Source organism: Modestobacter italicus (assembly GCF_019799965.1).
In the GTDB taxonomy this organism is placed as follows: domain Bacteria; phylum Actinomycetota; class Actinomycetes; order Mycobacteriales; family Geodermatophilaceae; genus Modestobacter; species Modestobacter italicus_A.
In genome coordinates this window covers 138,137-156,742 of sequence record NZ_JABGCJ010000001.1, presented here as the reverse complement: position 1 = coordinate 156,742, position 18,606 = coordinate 138,137, and the positions used below count along the sequence as shown (strand labels likewise).

Annotated in this window: 17 protein-coding genes and 1 tRNA gene; 11 read left to right on the top strand and 7 right to left on the bottom strand. The window is 75.0% G+C overall.

The annotated features are described in order from the left end of the window. Window positions 1-2: 2 nt before the first annotated feature. Together HLA93_RS00820 and HLA93_RS00815 are read left to right on the top strand one after the other, a co-directional pair. Entirely contained in the window at window positions 3-914 is a 912-nt protein-coding gene (locus tag HLA93_RS00820) for a MazG family protein (RefSeq protein ID WP_222192326.1), read from the top strand. 133 nt (window positions 915-1,047) lie between these two features. Continuing rightward, the gene (locus tag HLA93_RS00815) at window positions 1,048-2,322 is read left to right on the top strand and encodes a mechanosensitive ion channel family protein (protein WP_222192325.1); all 1,275 of its coding nucleotides are present in this window, start codon (window positions 1,048-1,050) and stop codon (window positions 2,320-2,322) included. Window positions 2,323-2,331: 9 nt separating this feature from the next. On the opposite strand, the gene HLA93_RS00810 is transcribed toward HLA93_RS00815, so the two are convergent. Continuing rightward, on the bottom strand, window positions 2,332-3,300 hold the full coding sequence (locus HLA93_RS00810) for a DUF3592 domain-containing protein (RefSeq protein WP_222192324.1): 969 nt from the start codon (window positions 3,298-3,300) through the stop codon (window positions 2,332-2,334). Between the two features lie 89 nt (window positions 3,301-3,389). Between HLA93_RS00810 and eno the strand changes: the two genes are divergently transcribed. From eno to HLA93_RS00790, 4 genes are all read left to right on the top strand, one after another. After that, on the top strand, window positions 3,390-4,676 hold the full coding sequence (gene eno, locus HLA93_RS00805) for a phosphopyruvate hydratase (protein WP_222192323.1): 1,287 nt from the start codon (window positions 3,390-3,392) through the stop codon (window positions 4,674-4,676). Between the two features lie 84 nt (window positions 4,677-4,760). Next, a complete protein-coding gene (locus HLA93_RS00800; protein WP_308127873.1) occupies window positions 4,761-5,309 on the top strand; it encodes a septum formation initiator family protein in 549 nt (182 codons plus the stop codon). An 88-nt stretch (window positions 5,310-5,397) separates the two neighbouring features. Next, a complete protein-coding gene (locus HLA93_RS00795) occupies window positions 5,398-5,991 on the top strand; it encodes a DUF501 domain-containing protein (RefSeq protein ID WP_222192322.1) in 594 nt (197 codons plus the stop codon). Next, window positions 5,988-6,938 carry a Ppx/GppA phosphatase family protein gene (locus HLA93_RS00790; protein WP_222192321.1) on the top strand — a complete coding sequence of 317 codons (951 nt, stop codon included), beginning with the start codon at window positions 5,988-5,990 and terminating at the stop codon, window positions 6,936-6,938. The genes HLA93_RS00795 and HLA93_RS00790 overlap by 4 nt, the downstream gene beginning before the upstream one ends. Window positions 6,939-7,036: 98 nt before the next feature. On the opposite strand, the gene HLA93_RS00785 is transcribed toward HLA93_RS00790, so the two are convergent. Then, complete coding sequence (locus HLA93_RS00785) at window positions 7,037-7,342, bottom strand: DUF4235 domain-containing protein (protein ID WP_222192320.1); 306 nt, start codon at window positions 7,340-7,342, stop codon at window positions 7,037-7,039. Between the two features lie 61 nt (window positions 7,343-7,403). On the opposite strand from HLA93_RS00785, the gene HLA93_RS00780 reads away from it, so the two are divergent. The 3 genes from HLA93_RS00780 to HLA93_RS00770 all read left to right on the top strand — a co-directional run bounded on the left by HLA93_RS00780 (window position 7,404) and on the right by HLA93_RS00770 (window position 9,189). Next, window positions 7,404-8,165, top strand: a complete 762-nt coding sequence (locus tag HLA93_RS00780; RefSeq protein ID WP_246625473.1) for a uracil-DNA glycosylase — start codon at window positions 7,404-7,406, stop codon at window positions 8,163-8,165. Window positions 8,166-8,175: 10 nt separating this feature from the next. After that, window positions 8,176-8,249 (top strand) — tRNA-Leu (locus tag HLA93_RS00775). Between the two features lie 118 nt (window positions 8,250-8,367). Continuing rightward, on the top strand, window positions 8,368-9,189 hold the full coding sequence (locus HLA93_RS00770) for a Bax inhibitor-1/YccA family protein (protein ID WP_222192319.1): 822 nt from the start codon (window positions 8,368-8,370) through the stop codon (window positions 9,187-9,189). Window positions 9,190-9,314: 125 nt separating this feature from the next. Here HLA93_RS00770 and HLA93_RS00765 read toward each other — a convergent pair whose 3' ends face one another. Together HLA93_RS00765 and HLA93_RS00760 are read right to left on the bottom strand one after the other, a co-directional pair. Continuing rightward, window positions 9,315-10,535 carry an acetyl-CoA C-acetyltransferase gene (locus HLA93_RS00765; RefSeq protein ID WP_222192318.1) on the bottom strand — a complete coding sequence of 407 codons (1,221 nt, stop codon included), beginning with the start codon at window positions 10,533-10,535 and terminating at the stop codon, window positions 9,315-9,317. A 101-nt stretch (window positions 10,536-10,636) separates the two neighbouring features. Continuing rightward, the gene (locus HLA93_RS00760; protein ID WP_222192317.1) at window positions 10,637-11,656 is read right to left on the bottom strand and encodes an SGNH/GDSL hydrolase family protein; all 1,020 of its coding nucleotides are present in this window, start codon (window positions 11,654-11,656) and stop codon (window positions 10,637-10,639) included. Window positions 11,657-11,743: 87 nt separating this feature from the next. On the opposite strand from HLA93_RS00760, the gene HLA93_RS00755 reads away from it, so the two are divergent. Beyond that, window positions 11,744-13,096: a DUF2252 domain-containing protein gene (locus tag HLA93_RS00755; RefSeq protein WP_222192316.1), complete on the top strand. Its 1,353-nt coding sequence runs from the start codon at window positions 11,744-11,746 to the stop codon at window positions 13,094-13,096. 12 nt (window positions 13,097-13,108) lie between these two features. On the opposite strand, the gene HLA93_RS00750 is transcribed toward HLA93_RS00755, so the two are convergent. The 3 genes from HLA93_RS00750 to HLA93_RS00740 all read right to left on the bottom strand — a co-directional run bounded on the left by HLA93_RS00750 (window position 13,109) and on the right by HLA93_RS00740 (window position 17,130). Next, the gene (locus HLA93_RS00750) at window positions 13,109-13,579 is read right to left on the bottom strand and encodes a GNAT family N-acetyltransferase (protein WP_222192315.1); all 471 of its coding nucleotides are present in this window, start codon (window positions 13,577-13,579) and stop codon (window positions 13,109-13,111) included. 67 nt (window positions 13,580-13,646) lie between these two features. Then, window positions 13,647-15,641 (bottom strand): vWA domain-containing protein, encoded by a 1,995-nt coding sequence (locus tag HLA93_RS21900; protein ID WP_222192314.1) that lies wholly within the window; start codon window positions 15,639-15,641, stop codon window positions 13,647-13,649. 1 nt (window position 15,642) lies between these two features. Then, the gene (locus tag HLA93_RS00740; RefSeq protein ID WP_308127872.1) at window positions 15,643-17,130 is read right to left on the bottom strand and encodes a sigma 54-interacting transcriptional regulator; all 1,488 of its coding nucleotides are present in this window, start codon (window positions 17,128-17,130) and stop codon (window positions 15,643-15,645) included. A gap of 57 nt (window positions 17,131-17,187) precedes the next feature. Here HLA93_RS00740 and ilvA point away from each other — a divergent pair, with 57 nt between their 5' ends. After that, entirely contained in the window at window positions 17,188-18,414 is a 1,227-nt protein-coding gene (gene ilvA, locus HLA93_RS00735; protein WP_308127871.1) for a threonine ammonia-lyase, read from the top strand. Window positions 18,415-18,606 lie beyond the last annotated feature (192 nt).

The following is an 18,606-nucleotide window of genomic DNA, read 5'->3' as shown; positions in this document are numbered from 1 at the left end:
GGGTGCCCGTCGCGCTCCTCGTCACCGTCAGCCCGCGTCTGCCCGGCCTGCTCGCCCCGGCCGGCTGGCGCGCGGTCACCACCGCGCCCGCCGTGCTCGCCCTGCCCGGCGCCGCGGCCACCACGGCTGCGCTGCGCGCGGAGGGGATCGCGGTGACCGACGTCCCCGACCCCGGGGCGGTCACCGTTCCGGGCGCCGTCCTGCTGGCCACCCCCGAGGAGGCGGCCGGCTGGCCGGAGGTGCCCCGGGTCGCCGGCGCCCCCGAACCACCCGGTGTGCGGCTGCTCGACGTGGTCACGGTGATGGACCGGCTGCGCTCGCCCGGTGGCTGCCCCTGGGACGCCGAGCAGACCCACGCCTCGCTGCGCGGCTACCTGCTGGAGGAGGCGCACGAGGCCTACGACGCGATCGTCGACGAGGACCCGGTGGCGATGCGCGAGGAGCTCGGCGACGTGCTGCTGCAGGTCGCCTTCCACGCGCGGGTCGCCGCCGAGGGGGAGCCGGGCTTCGACGTCGACGACGTCGCCGGCGACCTGGTCGACAAGCTGGTGCGCCGGCACCCGCACGTCTTCGCCGACGCCGGCCCCCGTGACGTCGCGGCGGTGGAGCGCGGTTGGGACGAGATCAAGAAGACCGAGAAGCAGCGGCGCTCGCCGACCGAGGGGGTGTCCCGCTCGCAGCCGGCGACCTCCTGGGCCGCGGCGCTAGCCGGGCGCGCCGAGCGGGCCGGGTTGCCCACCCCGCCGGCCGGCGAGCTCGCCGCCCGGGACGCCGACGAGCTCGGTCAGCTGCTGCTGGGGCTGGTCGTCGCCGCCCGCCGCCGGGGCTGGGACGCCGAGGACGCGCTGCGCACCGCCGTCCGCCGGTACGCCGACGAGCTGGACGCCGCAGCGAACGCCCGCGCCGACGGCTGACCCGCCGGTGGCTGTGGGTCATCGCACGGCCGACCACCCGGCTCGGCACAGCTGCTGCCCCTAGCGTGGACGGCGGCCGGGGCGAGGAGGTGCCCGGTCGTCCACCGTCCCCGCTGGGAGGAGCAGCCCCCGCGTGCCTGCGCACCCGAACACCGACCTGCTGTCCGCTGCCGACGACGTGGTCTCCGGGGTGCTGCCCGACAGCACCTGGGCGCTGCTGCTGGTGGTCGCCGGCGCAGCGCTGGTGGCCTGGCTGCTCGCCGTCGTGATCGGCCTGGTGGTCTCCCGCTTCACCGGCCGCTCCGCCGCCGTCGCCGACCTGTCCCGGCGTGGCCGGCGGCCGCTCCGGCTGTTCCTCGTGCTGGTGGCGGTCACCGTGGTGCTGGACGCGGCGCCCGGCGTGGGGGAGTGGCGGGACGTCGTCGTCCGGGTGCTCGGGCTGCTGCTGATCGCCGCGGTCGCCTGGCTGATCGCCGTCGCCGCCTTCGTCGTCGAGGACCTCGCCCTGGCCCGCTACGACGTCGACGTGGTCGACAACCGGCACGCCCGCCGGGTGCGCACCCAGGTGTCGCTGATCCGCCGGCTCACCGTCGCGGTGATCGCCGTGCTGGCCATCGCCGGGATGCTGCTGACCTTCCCCTCCGCCCGCGCGGCCGGCACGAGCATCCTGGCCAGCGCCGGCGTCCTCTCCGTCGTCGCCGGCCTGGCCGCCCAGACCTCGCTGGCCAACGTCTTCGCCGGGATGCAGCTGGCCTTCACCGACGCGATCCGGGTCGACGACGTGGTGGTCATCGAGGAGGAGTGGGGCCGGATCGAGGAGATCACCCTCACCTACGTCGTCGTGCACGTCTGGGACGACCGCCGGCTGGTGCTGCCCTCCACCTACTTCACCACCACGCCGTTCCAGAACTGGACCCGCAAGGAGTCCGCGGTCCTCGGTTCGGTGGAGATGGACGTCGACTGGACGGTGCCCTTCGACGAGATGCGCGGCGAGCTCGACCGGCTGCTGGAGGGCGACGACCTGTGGGACCGGCGGGTCAAGGTGCTGCAGGTGACCGATGCGGTCGGCGCGCTCGTCCGGGTCCGGGTGCTGGTCAGCGCCAAGGACGGCCCGACGCTGTTCGACCTGCGCTGCCACGTGCGGGAGGGGCTCGTCGTCTGGTTGCAGCGGACCCACCCCACCGGGCTGCCGAAGGTGCGCAACGAGGGCACCGCCGGGCCCGACGTCGTCGCGCCGCGCCGTCGTCCGGGCGCCGTCGACGGCGACGCCCGCCCGGCCGGGCCGCAGGCCGGGCTGTTCACCGGCAGCGAGGAGGCCCGCGAGCGGTCCCGGGCCTTCACCGGGCCCAGCGAGGAGGAGCTGGCCGCCCGTGCCCGCACCGACGCGGAGGCCGAACCGACCGCCTGACCTGTCCCGTCAGGAGGAGCGGGTGGCCCGCGGGTCCGAGCCGAGCCACTGCGGCACCCAGAACAGCACGGCGGCGAGCAGTGCGGTCGCCACCAGGAAGCCACGCGGTCCGCTGCCGTCGACGTAGGCCCACAGCAGCCCGAGGAACGGCGCCAGGAACGGCAGCACGCCGTCGGCCCGCGCCTGCCGGCCCAGCCCCACCTCAGCGGCGTCCGGGTCGACGGGTGCCTGCCGCACCTCCCCGCGCGGCTCCCGGCTGCGCAGCCGCCCGGAGGGCCACACCTCGGCGCCGCCCACGACGGGCAGCACCAGCCGGGCACGGGCCGGGTCGCCGTGCACGGTCACCGGGGTGCCCGGCGCCAGGCGGTCCAGCTCGGGCGCCCAGTGCACCGGCAGCCACCGCCGTCCGGCCGACGTGTCCAGCTCCAGGAAGCTGCGCACCAGCAGGCCCTGCCGGACGACGACGTGGGTGGCGGGCACCGTGGTCGTCGGGCGGGTGCGCAGCCGGGGACGGCCGAGCAGCCGGGCGAGGGTCAGCACGCCGACCACCAGCAGCACCAGCACGATCGCGACCAGCCCGAAGACGACGTCGCCGACCGCGGCGTGTGCGGCGTCCCCGTCGGTGAACACCGGGACGGCACCCCGGGCCGGCAGGTCCGGGTCGTAGCGCACCGTGAGCTCGGCGTCGACCGGCACCTCGAGCGGCCGGTCCAGCTCGATCCGGCCCTCCCGCTCGGTGCCCCCGGCGTCGGTGAACGCCACGTCCAGACCGCGACCGCCCGGGGCGGCGCCGGTGGCGGTGACCGTGGCGGTCGTCGTCTCCCGGGCCGCGGACAGCGGTGCCTGCACGTCGGGCAGCCGCAGGGCCAGGGCGAGCAGCAGGCCCAGCCCGACGAGCAGGACCGGGACGAGACCGAGCAGCAGCTGGCCGACGGCGCGGCGGTGCCGGCGTGGTGCCGGGGCGGGCGGGTGCGTCATCACCGGTCATCGTCCCAGGCACGCTCCGGTCGCCGGGTGTTCGGCGCGGGGGTGCCACCGCGTCGCGCGGGCTGGCTAGGCTGCAGCCCGTGGCCAGCATCGACGCAGTAGGCGCGCGGGAGATCCTCGACTCGCGCGGAAACCCCACCGTGGAGGTCGAGGTCGCCCTCGACGACGGGACGATCACCCGGGCCGCCGTGCCCAGCGGCGCCTCGACCGGCGCCTTCGAGGCGGTGGAGCTCCGGGACGGCGGCAGCCGCTACGGCGGCAAGGGCGTGACCCAGGCCGTCGACGGCGTCCTGGACGTGATCGGCCCTGAGCTCGTCGGGTACGACGCCGCCGAGCAGCGGCTGGTCGACCAGCGGCTGATCGACCTCGACGGCACCCCGGACAAGTCCCGCCTGGGCGCGAACGCGATCCTCGGCGTCTCCCTCGCGGTCGCGAAGGCCGCCGCGGAGTCGGCCGGCCTGCCGCTGTTCCGCTACGTCGGTGGCCCCTCGGCCCACCTGCTGCCGGTGCCGATGATGAACATCCTCAACGGTGGCGCCCACGCCGACAGCAACGTCGACGTCCAGGAGTTCATGATCGCCCCGATCGGCGCGGCCTCCTTCGCTGAGGCGCTGCAGGTCGGCACGGAGACCTACCACGCCCTCAAGTCGGTGCTGAAGAAGCGTGGCCTGGCCACCGGGCTGGGCGACGAGGGCGGCTTCGCCCCGTCGCTGCCCAGCAACCGGGACGCCCTGGACCTGATCGTCGAGGCCGTGCAGGCCGCCGGCTACACCGTCGGCACCGACATCGCCTTCGCCCTGGACGTCGCCGCCACCGAGTTCCACAGCGAGGCCGGCTACGCCTTCGAGGGCAAGACCCTCAGCTCCGCCGACCTGGTCGAGTACTACGCCGGCCTGGTCGAGGCCTACCCGATCGTCTCCATCGAGGACCCGCTGTCCGAGGAGGACTGGGACGGCTGGGTGGCGATGACGCAGCAGCTGGGCGACCGCGTGCAGATCGTCGGCGACGACCTGTTCGTCACCAACCCGACGCGCCTGGCCGACGGCATCGCCCGCGGTGCCGCCAACGCCCTGCTGGTCAAGGTCAACCAGATCGGCACGCTGACCGAGACCCTGGACGCGGTCAACCTGGCCCACCGCAACGGCTACCGCAGCATGATGAGCCACCGCTCGGGCGAGACCGAGGACACCACGATCGCCGACCTCGCCGTCGCCACCGACTGCGGTCAGATCAAGACCGGTGCCCCGGCCCGCAGCGAGCGCGTGGCCAAGTACAACCAGCTGCTCCGGATCGAGGAGGAGCTGGACGACGCCGCGCGTTACGCCGGCGCCGCCGCGTTCCCGCGGCTGGCCGCCCGCCAGGGCTGACCCGGCCGTACCGAGCGGGCCCGCCCCGGCCGCGACCGCGGTGCCGGGGCGGGCCCGTTCGAGCAGGAACAGCGAGGAGAGCCAGTGAGCACCGGTCCCACCCGTCGCGGCCGGTCCGGGGGCGGACGCCGCCGGACCCCGTCGCGGCCGGTGCGGGCCGGTGCTCGCGGGGCGGCGGACAGCCGCCCGGGCCGCCGCACCACCCGCCGCCCGACCCGGGGGACGGCGCCGCGGCGCGGGCCGCGGTTCACCGGACGCGCGGTGCTGCTCACCGCCCTCGTGCTGCTGTTGGCGCTGACCCTCGCCGGGCCACTGCGCCAGTACGTCGCCGGCCGGCAGCAGCTGGCCCAGCTGGCGGCCGAGGAGGCAGCGCTCACCCAGCGGGCCGCCGACCTGCAGGCCCGGCTGGACCAGCAGGCCGACCCGGCCTACATCGAGCAGCAGGCGCGTGAGCGGCTGACGCTCGTCCCGCCGGGCAGCCGGCTGGTCATCGTCGGGGACGCCGGCGACCCCGGTGACTCCACCGACGCACCGGCCGGGGCGACCGACCCGAGCGCGCCGGTGCCCTGGTACGAGGCGCTGATGGGCTCGGTCGCCACCGCCGACGGGGACCCCGCGACGGACGGCGACTGAGCGAGGACACCGCCGCTCCGGGCCCTCGCGGCAGTCCCGGGAGGGGGCCCTGACGGGACAGCGGAGGCGCTGCCGCAGACTCTTCGGGGTGTCCAGTCCCGACCCCGCCCAGGTCTCGCCGCCGGTCACGCCGGACGAGCGTGCCGTCGTCGCCCGCCAGCTCGGTCGTCCGCCCCGCGCGCTGGTCGGTGTGGCGCACCGCTGCCCGTGCGGGCAGCCCGACGTCGTCGAGACCTCGCCACGGCTGGAGGACGGCACCCCGTTCCCGACGCTGTACTACCTGACCTGCCCGCGGGCGACGGCGGCGGCGAGCCGGCTGGAGTCCGCGGGCCGGATGCGCGAGTGGCAGGACGAGCTGGCCACCGACCCCGAGCTGGCCGCGGCCTACCTCGCGGCGCACGAGGCCTTCCTGGCCACCCGTGACGCACGCGACGTGCTGCCGACCCGGGCCACCGCCGGCGGCATGCCCGACCGGGTGAAGTGTCTGCACGCGCTGGCCGCGCACGCGCTGGCCGCCGGCCCGGGGGTGAACCCGATCGGCGACCGGGCGGTGGCCGAGATGGGGGAGTGGTGGGCAGCCGGACCGTGCGCCCAGCCGTCCCCGCAGGACCCGGCGGACGTGCGCTCGCAGGACCCGGCGGACGTGCGCTCGCAGGACCCGGACGCCGGAGGGCAGGCATGACCCGGGTCGCCGCGATCGACTGCGGCACCAACTCCATCCGGCTGCTGGTGGCCGACGTCCCGGTCGAGGGCGCGCACACCGACCTGTTGCGCCGGATGGAGGTCGTCCGGCTGGGTCAGGGCGTGGACGCCACGGGCCGGCTGGCCCCGGAGGCGATCGAGCGCACCCGTCTGGTGCTGGCGGAGTACGCCGCCCAGGCCCGGGAGCTGGGAGCCGAGCGGGTGCGGATGGTCGCCACCAGCGCCAGCCGGGACGCCGCGAACCGCGACGAGTTCGAGGCGATGGTGGTCGCCACCCTCGGCCAGTTGCCCGACGTGGTCCCGGGCGTGGAGGAGGCCGAGCTGTCGTTCCTCGGGGCGACCGCGTCCCTGGCTGCGGCGGCGCAGGCGCACGGTGCCCCGGCGCCGCGCGCGCCGTACCTGGTCGTCGACATCGGCGGCGGCTCGACGGAGTTCGTGCTCGGCGACGCGGGTGGCGTGCGGGCGGCCCGCTCGGTGGACGTCGGCTGCGTGCGGCTCACCGAGCGGCACCTGCGCAGCGACCCGCCACCGCCGGACGAGGTGCAGGCCGCCGAGGCCGACGTCCGTGCCGCGCTGGAGCTGGTCGCCGCCGAGGTGCCGGTGGGGCAGGCCGCGACGCTCGTCGGGCTGGCCGGCTCGGTGACGACGGTGGCGGCGCTCGCGCTGGGCCTGACCGCCTACGACCCGGCTGCGATCCACGGCTCGCGCATCCCGGTCGGCGCCGTCCGCTCGGTCACCGCCGGGTTGCTCACGGCCACCCGCGCCCGGCGGGCGGCCTCACCGGTCATGCACCCGGGCCGGGTCGACGTCATCGGCGCCGGCGCCCTCGTGCTGCGGGTGATCATGGACGCCTTCGAACTCGAGGACGTCGTGGTCAGCGAGCACGACATCCTGGACGGCATCGCCCTCCGCCTCGCGCGCTCCTGACGCCGCGTCCCTGACGCCGTCTACGGCGTCAGGGACGTCCGGCCCCCTCCAGGGGGCCGCCCTGAGCTTGCGAAGGGTGGGGAGGAGGGGGTCCTTCTTCAGGCGGCGCTGTCGGCGTTGACGCCGGGCGGCAGGTTGCCGGTCACCTTCTGGTAGAGGGTCGCGGCCGCGTTGGCCGCGACCAGCCGGCCGGCGGCGTACAGGGCGCCGGAGACCGCGGCCCAGGCCAGCGCGTCGGGCCAGGTGACCCCGGGGGCGGCGGGGTTCTTCGGCGGCGGGTAGCCCCGCACCTTCTCCCAGGTGGTGTCGGCCACCTTCTTGACCACGATGCCGGCCGGGATCGCCATCGCCGGGCCGAGCAGCTTGTACAACAGCGGGGTCTTCACCTTCTGCTTCTTCGCCACCCCACGATCATGCCGTGGGGGCGGCTGACGCGCGCTCCCGGAGCAGTGCTGTGCTGTCGGCATGGCACGTGACGCCGACGGCTTCCCCGTCACCCGCAGCGCCGCCGGGGTCCGCCGCGGCGCGGCCGCCAGCCGTGACCTGGCAGTCCTCGACGAGCGGGTCTCCGGCTGCCGGGCCTGCCCGCGGCTGGTCGCCTGGCGCGAGGAGGTCGCGGTGACCAAGCGGGCCTCGTTCCGGGAGGAGGAGTACTGGGGGCGGCCGGTGCCCGGCCTCGGGCCGGCCGACTCCCGGATCGCCGTCGTCGGCCTGGCGCCGGCCGCGCACGGGGGCAACCGGACCGGGCGGGTCTTCACCGGCGACCGCAGCGGCGACTGGATCTTCGCCGCGCTCTGGCGCGCGGGGCTGGCCAACCAGCCGACGTCGGTGGCCAAGGACGACGGCCTCGAGCTCACCGACGTGCGGGTGGCCGCCGCCGTCCGCTGCGCCCCGCCGGCCAACGCCCCGACCCCGGAGGAGCGGGACACCTGCTCCCCGTGGCTGGCCCGCGAGCTGGCCCTGCTGCCCCGGCTGCGGGTGGTCGTGGTGCTCGGTGGCTTCGGCTGGACGGCGCTGTGGCCGGTGCTCGCCGGTGCCGGGTACCAGATCCCGCGGCCCCGTCCGGCCTTCGGGCACGGCGTGGAGGTCACCCTGGCCGGTCCGCGCGGTCCGCTGACGCTGCTGGGCAGCTACCACGTCAGCCAGCAGAACACCTTCACCGGCAAGCTGACCGAGCCGATGCTGGACGCGGTGCTGGCCCGTGCGACGGAGCTGGCAAGCTCATGAGCGCTGAAGCGCCCTCGTAGCCCAATCGGCAGAGGCAGGCCCCTTAAAAGGGTCCCAGTGTCGGTTCGAACCCGACCGGGGGCACCCGTCCGAGTGGTGCCGGGGAAATGGGAACTCGCCGGGCCGACCTGGCGTTGGGACAGGCAGCGTGGGGTGTACGAAGTGGCCCCACGGTCCGACCAGTCACCTCGAGGAGATGACGATGCCCAGCAGCAACCCGGCCTTCAGCCGGGGGTTCCCCGCGGCCGGCAACGGCCAGTACGCCGGCTGGGGCACCACCCCGCAGCAGACGTACGGCGGGGCGCCCGCCCAGCAGGACCCCTACGCCGCACCGTCGCCGTACGCGGCCACCGGGCGCGCCTACCTGACGATGGACGACGTCGTCACCAAGACCGGCATCACCTTCCTGGTGACCGTCCTGGCCGCCGCCGCGACCTGGGCGCTGCCCGGCACCAGTGCCGCGGCCTTCGCCCTGCCGGCGGTGCTGATCGCCTTCGTGATCGCGATGGTGATCTCGTTCAAGCAGATCGCCAACCCCGGTGCCACGCTGGCCTTCGCGGCTCTCGAGGGCATCGCGCTGGGTGCGATCAGCGAGCTCTACGCGCTGCAGTTCGGCGGCAACATCATCATGCAGGCGGTGATCGGCACCTTCGGTGTCTTCGTCGGCATGCTGGTCGTCTACAAGACCGGCGCCATCCGGGTCACCCCGAAGCTGACCCGCTGGATCGTCGGCGCGATGTTCGGTGTGCTGGCCCTGGTGCTGGTCAACCTGGTCGCCAGCTTCTTCACCCCTGGCGGCCTCGGCCTGCGTGACGGTGGCGCGCTGTCCATCGTGTTCAGCCTGGTCGTCATCGGTGTCGCGGCGTTCTCGCTGCTGCTCGACTTCGACATGGCCGACGAGGCGATCCGCCGCGGTGCCGAGCCGAAGTTCGCCTGGTACATCGCCTTCGGCCTGCTCGTGACGGTCGTCTGGCTGTACCTGGAGATCCTGCGACTGCTCAGCTACCTGCAGTCCAGCGACTGACACACCCGCACCACATGACAGTGGCCCGGTCCCCGCGAGGGGGCCGGGCCACTGTCATGAAGGGCCCCGTCCCTGCCCACGGCACGCTCCGCGCTCCCCGGGGCCCTGGGACGGGGCCGGAACTGCTAGCTGAGGCGCTCGAGCACCATCGCCATGCCCTGACCGCCGCCGACGCACATGGTCTCCAGGCCGAACTGGCCGTCCCGGGCGCGCAGCCCGTTGAGCAGGGTGCCGGTGATCCGGGCGCCGGTCATGCCGAACGGGTGCCCGACGGCGATCGCGCCGCCGTGCACGTTGAGCTTGTCGATGTCGATGCCCAGGTCGCGGTAGCTGGGGATGACCTGCGCGGCGAACGCCTCGTTGATCTCGACGAGGTCCATGTCCGAGATGGACATCCCGGCGCGGGCCAGCGCCTGCTGGGAGGCGGCGACCGGGCCGTAGCCCATGATCTCCGGGGAGAGCCCGGTGACGCCGGTGGAGACGATCCGGGCCAGCGGGGTGATGCCCAGCTCGGCGGCCTTCGTGTCGCTCATGACCACCAGGGCGGCCGCGCCGTCGTTGAGCGGGCAGGCATTGCCGGCGGTGACCCGGCCCTCGGGGCGGAAGACCGGCTTCAGGCCGGAGATGCCCTCGATCGTGGTGCCGGCACGCGGGCCGTCGTCCTTGGTCACCACGGTGCCGTCGGGGGTGGTGACCGGGGTGATCTCCCGCTCCCAGAAGCCGTCGGCGATGGCCTGCTCGGCCAGGTTCTGGCTGCGGACGGCGAACTCGTCCATCTCCTGGCGGGAGACGTCCTTGAGCAGGGCCAGGTTCTCCGCCGTCTGGCCCATGGCGATGTAGGCGTCGGGCAGGTCGCCGTCCTCGCGCGGGTCGTGCCAGGAGTCGGCGCCGCTCTCGGCGGCCTTGGCGACCTTGGCCTGGGCGGCCTCGAACCGCGGGTTCTGGGTGTCCGGGATGGCGTCGGAGTTGCCCTTGACGAAGCGGGACACCATCTCCACGCCCGCGGAGATGAACACGTCGCCCTCGCCGGCCTTGATCGCGTGCAGCGCCATCCGGGTGGTCTGCAGCGAGGAGGAGCAGTAGCGGGTGATCGTGGTCCCGGGCAGGTGGTCCATGCCCATCAGGACGGCGACGACGCGGCCCATGTTGAACCCCTGCTCACCGCCGGGGAGGCCGCAGCCGAGCATCAGGTCGTCGATGTCAGTGGGGTCCAGCTGGGGCACCTGGTCCAGCGCCGCTCGGGTGATCGTGGCGGCCAGGTCGTCGGGGCGGAAGTCCTTGAGCGACCCCTTGAACGCGCGGCCGATGGGGGAGCGGGCGGCGGCGACGATGACGGCTTCGGGCATGGGTCCTCCACGATGAGGCGCGCCGCCTCGGTGGGCGGCGACGGACGTCCGGTCGCCTCGAACCTACTCCCGGGTACGCGAGCCGTCCGCCGCGGCCGACGTCAGGACAGGGCCGGGGCGGAGACCGCCTCGTCGGCCTGCTCCGCGGTGGGGATCTCCGGCGGGCGCCGGCGCCGCAGCCGGGCCCAGGGGCCCCGTGGCCCGGTCTCCTGGCCGCGGACGGCGGTCGGCTGGACCTCGGTGCCGGGGCGCCCGGCAGCGCGGGCGGCGGCCTGGGCGATCGGGCGCACGGTGTCCCGGCGCAGCCGCAGGCCGCGGTCGGCGGCGGCGGGCCAGACGCCCAGCGCGTCGGCGACGGAGGGCAGCAGGGACGCCGCTGCCGCGGCGTAGCCGGCGGCGGAGGGGTGGAACTCGTCGTTGCTGAACAGCCCCCGGTCGGTGGCGAAGGACGGGCCGAGCACCGAGCCCAGGGAGACGGTGCGGCCGCCCTCGGCGACCACGGCGATCGTCTGCGCCGCGGCGAGCTGGCGGCTCCAGCGCCGGGCCAGCAGCCGCAGCGGCTGGCTGATCGGGCGGATCGTGCCGAGGTCGGGGCAGGTGCCGACGACGACCTGGCAGTCGGCGGCGACCAGCCGACGGACCGCCTCGGCCAGCGCGCGCACCGAGTCCGCGGGCCGGGCCCGGCTGGTCACGTCGTTCGCGCCGATCATGATCACCGCGACGTCCGGGTGCTCGAGGAGCGCCAGGTCGACCTGGGCGGCGAGGTCCTTCGACACGGCGCCGGACCGGGCGAACTTGGCCAGCCGGACCGGCCGCTCGGCGAGCTCGGTGAGGGCGGCGGCGATGAGCACACCGGGCGTCTCGCCGGGGTCCTCCACGCCGAGCCCGACGGCGCTGGAGTCGCCCAGGACGGTGAGGACCAGGGGCTTGCCCCGGCCGCGGCCGTAGACGCCGTTGCCGGTGGGCGGGTCGGCCTTGGCGGTGCGGGCGACCACCTTGCGGCGGGCCGCACGGGCCTCCTCGCGCAACAGCGTCACCAGTGCGGCGCCGGCCAGACCGACGCCGCCGCCGCCGTACACGGCACCGGTCGCCAGTCGCCGCGCCCTGCTCGCTCGCGTCACCCGGCCCGTCCTCTCTCCCGGCTCCCGCGCCGCGTGCCGCGGTCGGGAGCGCTGATCACCAGGCTATCGACCACCTACGGTGGAGCCGTGGCCGACCGCGCTGACCTCACCCCTCCTGACGACGAGCGTCAGCAGCAGATCGTCGACGTCCTCGTCGACGCCTTCGCCGACCTGATGACCGCCGACGCGGACGCCTTCCGGACCAAGTTCCGCAAGATGGCCGCCGACCCGTTCGCCTTCTACCGCGGCTCGGCGTGCCTGTTCTACGCCGACATGGCGACGATCTCCGATCGCTGGTGCGACGAGCGGACGTCGCGGGTGTGGATCCAGGGTGACCTGCACGCGGAGAACTTCGGCACCTACATGGACGGGTCGGGGCGGATCGTCTTCGACGTCAACGACTTCGACGAGGCCTACCTGGGGCACGTCAGCTGGGACCTGCGCCGGTTCGCGGCCAGCTTCGCGTTGCTGGCCTGGCGCAAAGCGCTCGGCGACGACGCGATCGACGCGGTGCTGCGCCGCTACCTGGAGGCCTACCTGGACCAGGTGCACGCCTTCGTGGCCGCCGACGACGACCGCTCGTTCGCGCTGCGCCGGGAGAACACCGAGGGCGCGGTGCACGAGCTGGTGCTCAGCACCACCGAGCGCACCCGGATCGGGCTGCTGGAGCGGATGACGGTGATCGAGGGCCACCAGCGCCGCTTCGCCGAGGGCCCGCGCACCCGCCGGCTGGACGACGCCGAGCGCGCGAAGGTGCTGGCCGCCGTCGAGCGGTACCGGGAGACGCTGCCGGCGGGCAAGCGCCGCCGCGAGGTCACCTACGACGTGAAGGACGTCGTGGCCACCGGCGGCTTCGGCATCGGCAGCGCCGGGCTGCCGGCCTACAACGTGCTCATCGAGGGCTACGACCAGGCGCTGGAGAACGACGTCGTCCTGTCGATCAAGCAAGGAGGTGTGTCGGCGGTCAGCCGGGTGGTGACCGACCCGGCCATCCGCCGGCACTTCGAGCACGAGGGCCACCGGACGGCGATGAGCCAGCGGGCGCTGCAGTCCTACGCCTCACCGTTCCTCGGGCACACCGAGATCGACGGCGTCGGGTTCGTCGTCGCCGAGCTGTCGCCCTACGAGCTGGACCTGGACTGGGACGAGCTGACCGAGCCCGAGGAGATCCTCCCGGTGGTCGCCCAGCTGGGCCGGGCCACGGCGAAGATGCACTGCGTCGGGGACGCCGACAGCGACCACGAGCTGGTCGACTTCCAGACCGAGGACGCGATCACCGAGATGGTGGGCGACCGGCGCGAAGAGCTCATCGCCGACCTGACCGCCTTCGCCCACTCCTACGCCCAGCGGACCCGGGTCGACCACCGGCTGTTCGTGGACGCCTTCCGGGCCGGTCAGATCCCCGGGATCAGCTCCAGCGGGGCGCACCCGTTGCGCTGACCCGATCGGGGCTCAGCGGATCGGCAGCTCGATCAGCATGCCGCGGTGCGGGCCGACCGGGCGCAGGTCGTACTCGTCGGTGACGATCGTGAAGCCGATCCGCTGGTAGAAGCCGACGGCGGCCGCGCGGGCGTCGCACCAGACCAGCTGCCCGCCGCGCGCCGCGACCCGGGAGAGCCCGGCGGCGACCAGCGCCCGTCCGGCACCGAGGCCGCGCACGCGGGGGTCGGTGGCCATGCCGCGCAGCTGCCAGGATCCCTCGCCCTCCCGCCACGGGCAGTCCCGCGGGTGGAACCGGACCACGCCGACCACCTCGCCGCCGTCGATCCGGGCGGCCAGGTGCAGCGTGTAGGGGGCGTCGTCCTCGTCGATCTCCAGTGGCCGTCCCTGGCGGAGCTCCTGGGCGCGCAACGGGTAGGTCGTCGCGGCGTCGACCTGCTCGATGGTGATCGTCCCGGTGCGGGCCTCGGACTCGGTGCTCACCCGCTCAGTGTCCCCGACCCCCACGACGTGCCGGTGCGGCCCGCTGCAGGGGACAGCGGGCCGCCGGTCAGCGGCGGCCGCGCCCTCGGCGGGCCCGCAGGTAGTCGGCGACGACGTACTCGCCGAGCCGGTCGCTGTCGGGCTGGAAGACCCGCCCGCCGGCCCGCGCGGTGATGTCGTGCACGAACTCCACCAGGCCGGGCTCGGGGTCCAGGGCGAAGACGTTCAGCGTCGCCCCCGAGCGGGCCACCCGTTCCACCTCGGCCACCGTGCGGGCGATCGTCTCGGGCATCGGCGGCCAGCAGAAGTACGGCGTCCCGTCGTCCTCCAGGTGCGCGGTCGGCTCGCCGTCGGTGACCACCAGCACCACCGGCTCGGCGTCCCGGTGCCGGGCCAGGAAGCGGCGGGCGAGCATCAGCCCGTGCTGCAGGTTGGTGCCCTGGAGGGTGTCCACGCTCAGCTCGGCCAGCGTCTCCGGGCGCAGGACCTGCGCGGTGGAGGAGAAGCCGATGATCTCGATGGCGTCCTGCGGGAACTGGGTGGTGACCAGCGAGTGCAGGGCCATCGCGGTCGACTTGGCCGCACCCCAGGTGCCGCGCAGCGCCATCGAGTAGGAGAGGTCGACCAGCAGCGCCACGGCGGCGCCGGTGCGCCGTTCGGTCTCCACCACCTCGAAGTCCTCGACGGCGATCTGCACCCGGCGCGCGCCCTCCTGCCGGGGCGTGCCGGCGCTGCGCAGCACCGCGTTGCGCACGGTGCGGACGACGTCGAGTGGCTGCTCGTCGCCGAACCGCCACTCCCGCGACGCGCCGGTCAGCTCGCCAGCGGCCCCGGCGTCGGCGACGTCGTGCTCGCCGCGCCCGGTCGCCGACAGCTGGGCGAACACCCGGCGGAGCGCGGTGGCGCCCAGCCGGCGGACCGCCTTGGGGGAGAGCTGCAGTGCGCCCTCCGACCGGTTCAGCCAGCCCTGCCGCTCCAGCTCGCGTTCCAGCCGGCGCAGCGCGGCGAGGTCGTCGACGGCCGAGCGGCCCAGCGCCTGCTCCAGCAGCTCCTCGTCCACGTCGGCCAGCGAGGCGCCGGCGTAGCCCTGGGACAGCTGCTGGGACAGCGACTCCAGGTCGGCCAGCTCGGCCACCGCCGTCGTCGCGTCGCCCAGGCCGAGGCCCTGCTCGCCGTCCGGGACCGGCCCGCGCTGCCCCCACGGCAGGTCGGGGCGGGCCTGGCGCAGCGCGTCGGACAGGTGGGCCATCTCGCTCTGCAGGCCCAGGTCGCCCATCGCCTGGCCCATCAGGTCCTGCAGCTCGGCCCGCTGCTCGGCCGACAGCCCGGCCATCATCCGTTCCTGGGCGGCCGCCCGGCGGGCGAGGGAGTCGATCAGCTCCTCGACCGACTGCGGGTCGTCGGGGAAGAACTGCCCGTGCCGGTCCATGAAGTCGGCGAACTGCTGGTCGGTGTCCTCACCGCGGTTGTGCGCGTCGACCAGCGCGGACAGGTCGGCCACCATGTCCTTGACCGCCTGCATCGCGGCGCCGTCGCCGTCGGCCATCTGCTGCAGCGCCTGCTTCATGCCCTGGAAGGAGCTGTCCAGGACCTCCTGCCGGAGCAGGTCCTCGATCTCCCGGTAGGCCTGCGCGGCCTCCGGCGACCGCCAGGCGCGGTCCTTGAGGGCACGGACGGCGCCGGCGGTGTCCTGCGGCAGCGCGTCGAGCTCGGCCTCGGCCAGCCGGGCGGCGTCGTCCGGGTCGGGGAACAACGCCGTCCGCTCGGCCTCGACCGCGCGGTCCAGCAGCTCGCGCACCTGCTCCAGGGTGCCGTCCAGCCGTCCGGCCTGCCGGGCCCTGCGCAGCCGGTCTCGGACGTCGCGGCGCAGCTGGTCCAGCCCGCGCCGGCCGTCGGCACCGCGGCGCAGCAGGTCGCGCATCGCCTCCCGGACGCCGCTGCCGGCCAGCACCTGGTCGCCGATCTCGTCGACCGCGGCCGCGACGTCGTAGGGCGGGGCGAGCGGGTCGGGCCCACCCCGCCACTTGCCGTACCGGTACCCGCCGTGCCGTCGCTGCGCCACGTCAGGCCCCGTACACCGTGCGGGAGCCGTCGGTGTCCTTGGCCAGCCGGCGGGTGAGCCAGAGCCCCTCGAGCGCGAACTCGACCGCCGCGGCGGCCTGCTCCGCGGACTGCTCGCCCTCGGGCACCCCGAGGCGGCCCAGCAGCTGGGCCAGGTGGGGGATGGTGCCCAGCTGCCCCAGCAGGGCCGCGGCGGGCACGAGGTCGCCGGACTCCACGGTGTCCCCGCCGGTGAAGTGCTCCTGCAGCCCGGTCAGGTCCAGCCCGCCGCAGCGGGCCCGGAAGGTCTGCGCCGTCGCCTGTCGCAGCAGGTGCTCCAGCACCTCCAGGTCGCGGTCGTCGTCGGGGTCGCTGCCGGCGTCGGCGAACTCGACCTTGCCGCGGCTCGCCGGCACGATGCTGGGCAGGTCGACGACCCGCGCCACCGGCCGCGTCTCCCCGGCCACCGCGGCGCGCCGGACGGCGGAGGCGGCGACCGTCTCCAGCCCGGCGATGGCGAACCGGGCGCTGACCCCGGACCGCTGGTCGACGTGGCTGGACTCGCGGACCAGGCGGGTGAACCGGGCGACGATCTCCACCAGGTGCTCGGGCACCAGCGGGGCGTCCAGCCCGTTGCCGGTCAGCCAGCCGGTCTGTGCCTCCTGGTGCAGCAGGCGCACCTCGTCGGCCAGCTCGATCGGGTAGTGGGTGCGCACCTCGGCGCCGAACCGGTCCTTGAGCGGGGTGATGATCCGGCCGCGGTTGGTGTAGTCCTCGGGGTTCGCGCTGGCGACCAGCAGCAGGTCCAGCGGCAGCCGCACCCGGTAGCCGCGGATCTGGATGTCCCGTTCCTCGAGCACGTTCAGCAGCGCGACCTGGATCCGCTCGGCCAGGTCGGGCAGCTCGTTGACGCTGAAGATGCCGCGGTTGGTGCGCGGCACCAGGCCGTAGTGCACCGTCTCCGGGTCGCCCAGGGTGCGCCCCTCGGCGACCTTGATCGGGTCGACGTCGCCGATCAGGTCGCCGACGCTGGTGTCCGGGGTGGCCAGCTTCTCGCCGAACCGCTCGCTGCGGTGCAGCCAGCCGACCGGGGTGGCGTCGCCGTGCTCGGCGATCTGCCGGTGCGCCCAGACGCTGATCGGCTGCAGGGGGTGCTCGTTGAGCTCGCTGCCGACCAGCACCGGCGTCCACTCGTCGAGCAGGCCGACCAGGGTGCGGATCAGCCGGGTCTTGCCCTGGCCACGCTCGCCGAGCAGCACCAGGTCGTGGCCGGCGATCAGGGCCCGCTCGACCTCGGGCACCACGGTGTCCTCGAAGCCGACGATGCCGGGCAGGGAGGGCTGCCCGGCGGCCAGCCGGGCGAGCAGGTTGTCGCGGATCTCGGCCTTGACCGGCTTCGGAGGGGCTCCGGCGGCGCGGAGCTCGCCCAGGGTCGTGGGAGCAGGTGGGGTGGGGGACTGCGAGGTCCCCAGCGGTGCGGCGTCCGTCACCTCGACCACGGTACGACGCACCGGTGACACCCGGGTGTCCGTCGGTCCGCCGACCTGGGGGCTGCGAAGATCGGCGGCGTGTCCGTCCCCGGTGCAGTCCCCATGGTCAGCGGCGCCGACGTCGACGCGGCCGCCCAGCTGCTGGACGGCGTGGTGCGGCGGACGCCGCTGGAGCACTCTCGCGCCCTGGCCGAGCGGGTCGGCGGACCGGTGTGGCTCAAGTGCGAGAACCTGCAGCGCACCGGCTCGTTCAAGATCCGTGGCGCGTACACCCGGATCGCCCGGCTGACCGACGAGGAGCGGGCCCGCGGTGTGGTCGCGGCCAGCGCCGGCAACCACGCCCAGGGCGTCGCGCTGGCCGCGCGCGAGCTCGGTGCGGCCGCCACCGTCTTCATGCCCGAGAGCGCCCCGCTGCCCAAGGTCGCCGCAACCCGCGGCTACGGCGCCGACGCCCGGCTCGGCGGCGCCACCCTCACCGAGGCGCTGGTGTCGGCCGTGGAGTTCGCCGCCGCCACCGGATCGGTGTTCATCCACCCCTTCGACCACCCGGACGTGATCGCCGGGCAGGGCACCGTCGGCCTCGAGGTGCTCGAGCAGTGCCCGGACGTCGCCACCGTCGTGGTCTGCACCGGTGGTGGAGGGCTGGTCTCCGGGATCGCCGCAGCGGTGAAGGCCCGGCGTCCCGACGTCCGGGTGGTCGCCGTGCAGGCGGCCGCGGCCGCGGCGTTCCCGGCCTCGCTGGCCGCCGGCCGGCCGGTGCCGCTGACCGCGATGAGCACCATGGCCGACGGCATCGCGGTGGCCGCGCCCGGCGACCTGACCCTGGCGCACGTGGCCGGGCTGGTCGACGAGGTGGTCACCGTTACCGAGGGCGACCTCTCCCGGGCGCTGCTGTTCTGCGTGGAGCGGGCCAAGCTGGTCGTCGAGCCGGCCGGGGTGGCCGCGGTCGCCGCGCTCCTGGCCGACCCGGCCGCCTTCGCACCGCCCGTGGTCGCGGTCGTCTCCGGCGGCAACATCGACCCGGTGCTGATGATGAAGGTCGTCCAGCACGGCATGGCCGCCGCCGGGCGGTACCTGTCGCTGCGGGTGACTGCCCCCGACCGCCCCGGCTCACTGGCCCGGCTGCTGCACGAGCTGGCCGGGCTGGCGGCCAACGTGCTCTCGGTCGAGCACGAGCGGACGACGCCGCGGCTGGACCTCGGTGAGGTGGAGATCGGCGTCCACCTGGAGACCCGCGGCCCCGACCACGCCCGGGACGTGGTGGCGGCGCTGGCCGCCGCCGGCTATGCCCCGCAGGTCGACTGAGCACGGCCCCGCAGGTCGACTGAGCACGGCCCCGCAGGTCGACTGAGCACGCCCCCCGCGGGGGGACTGAGCACGCCCCCCGCGGGGGGACTGAGGACGGCCCCGCCCGTCGACAGGCGCGCCGCGACCGATGAGTTCTCCCGCGGCCTCCGGTCTGCACCCCTGAGCCGTCGCGCCGCGGCGGCCGGGAGT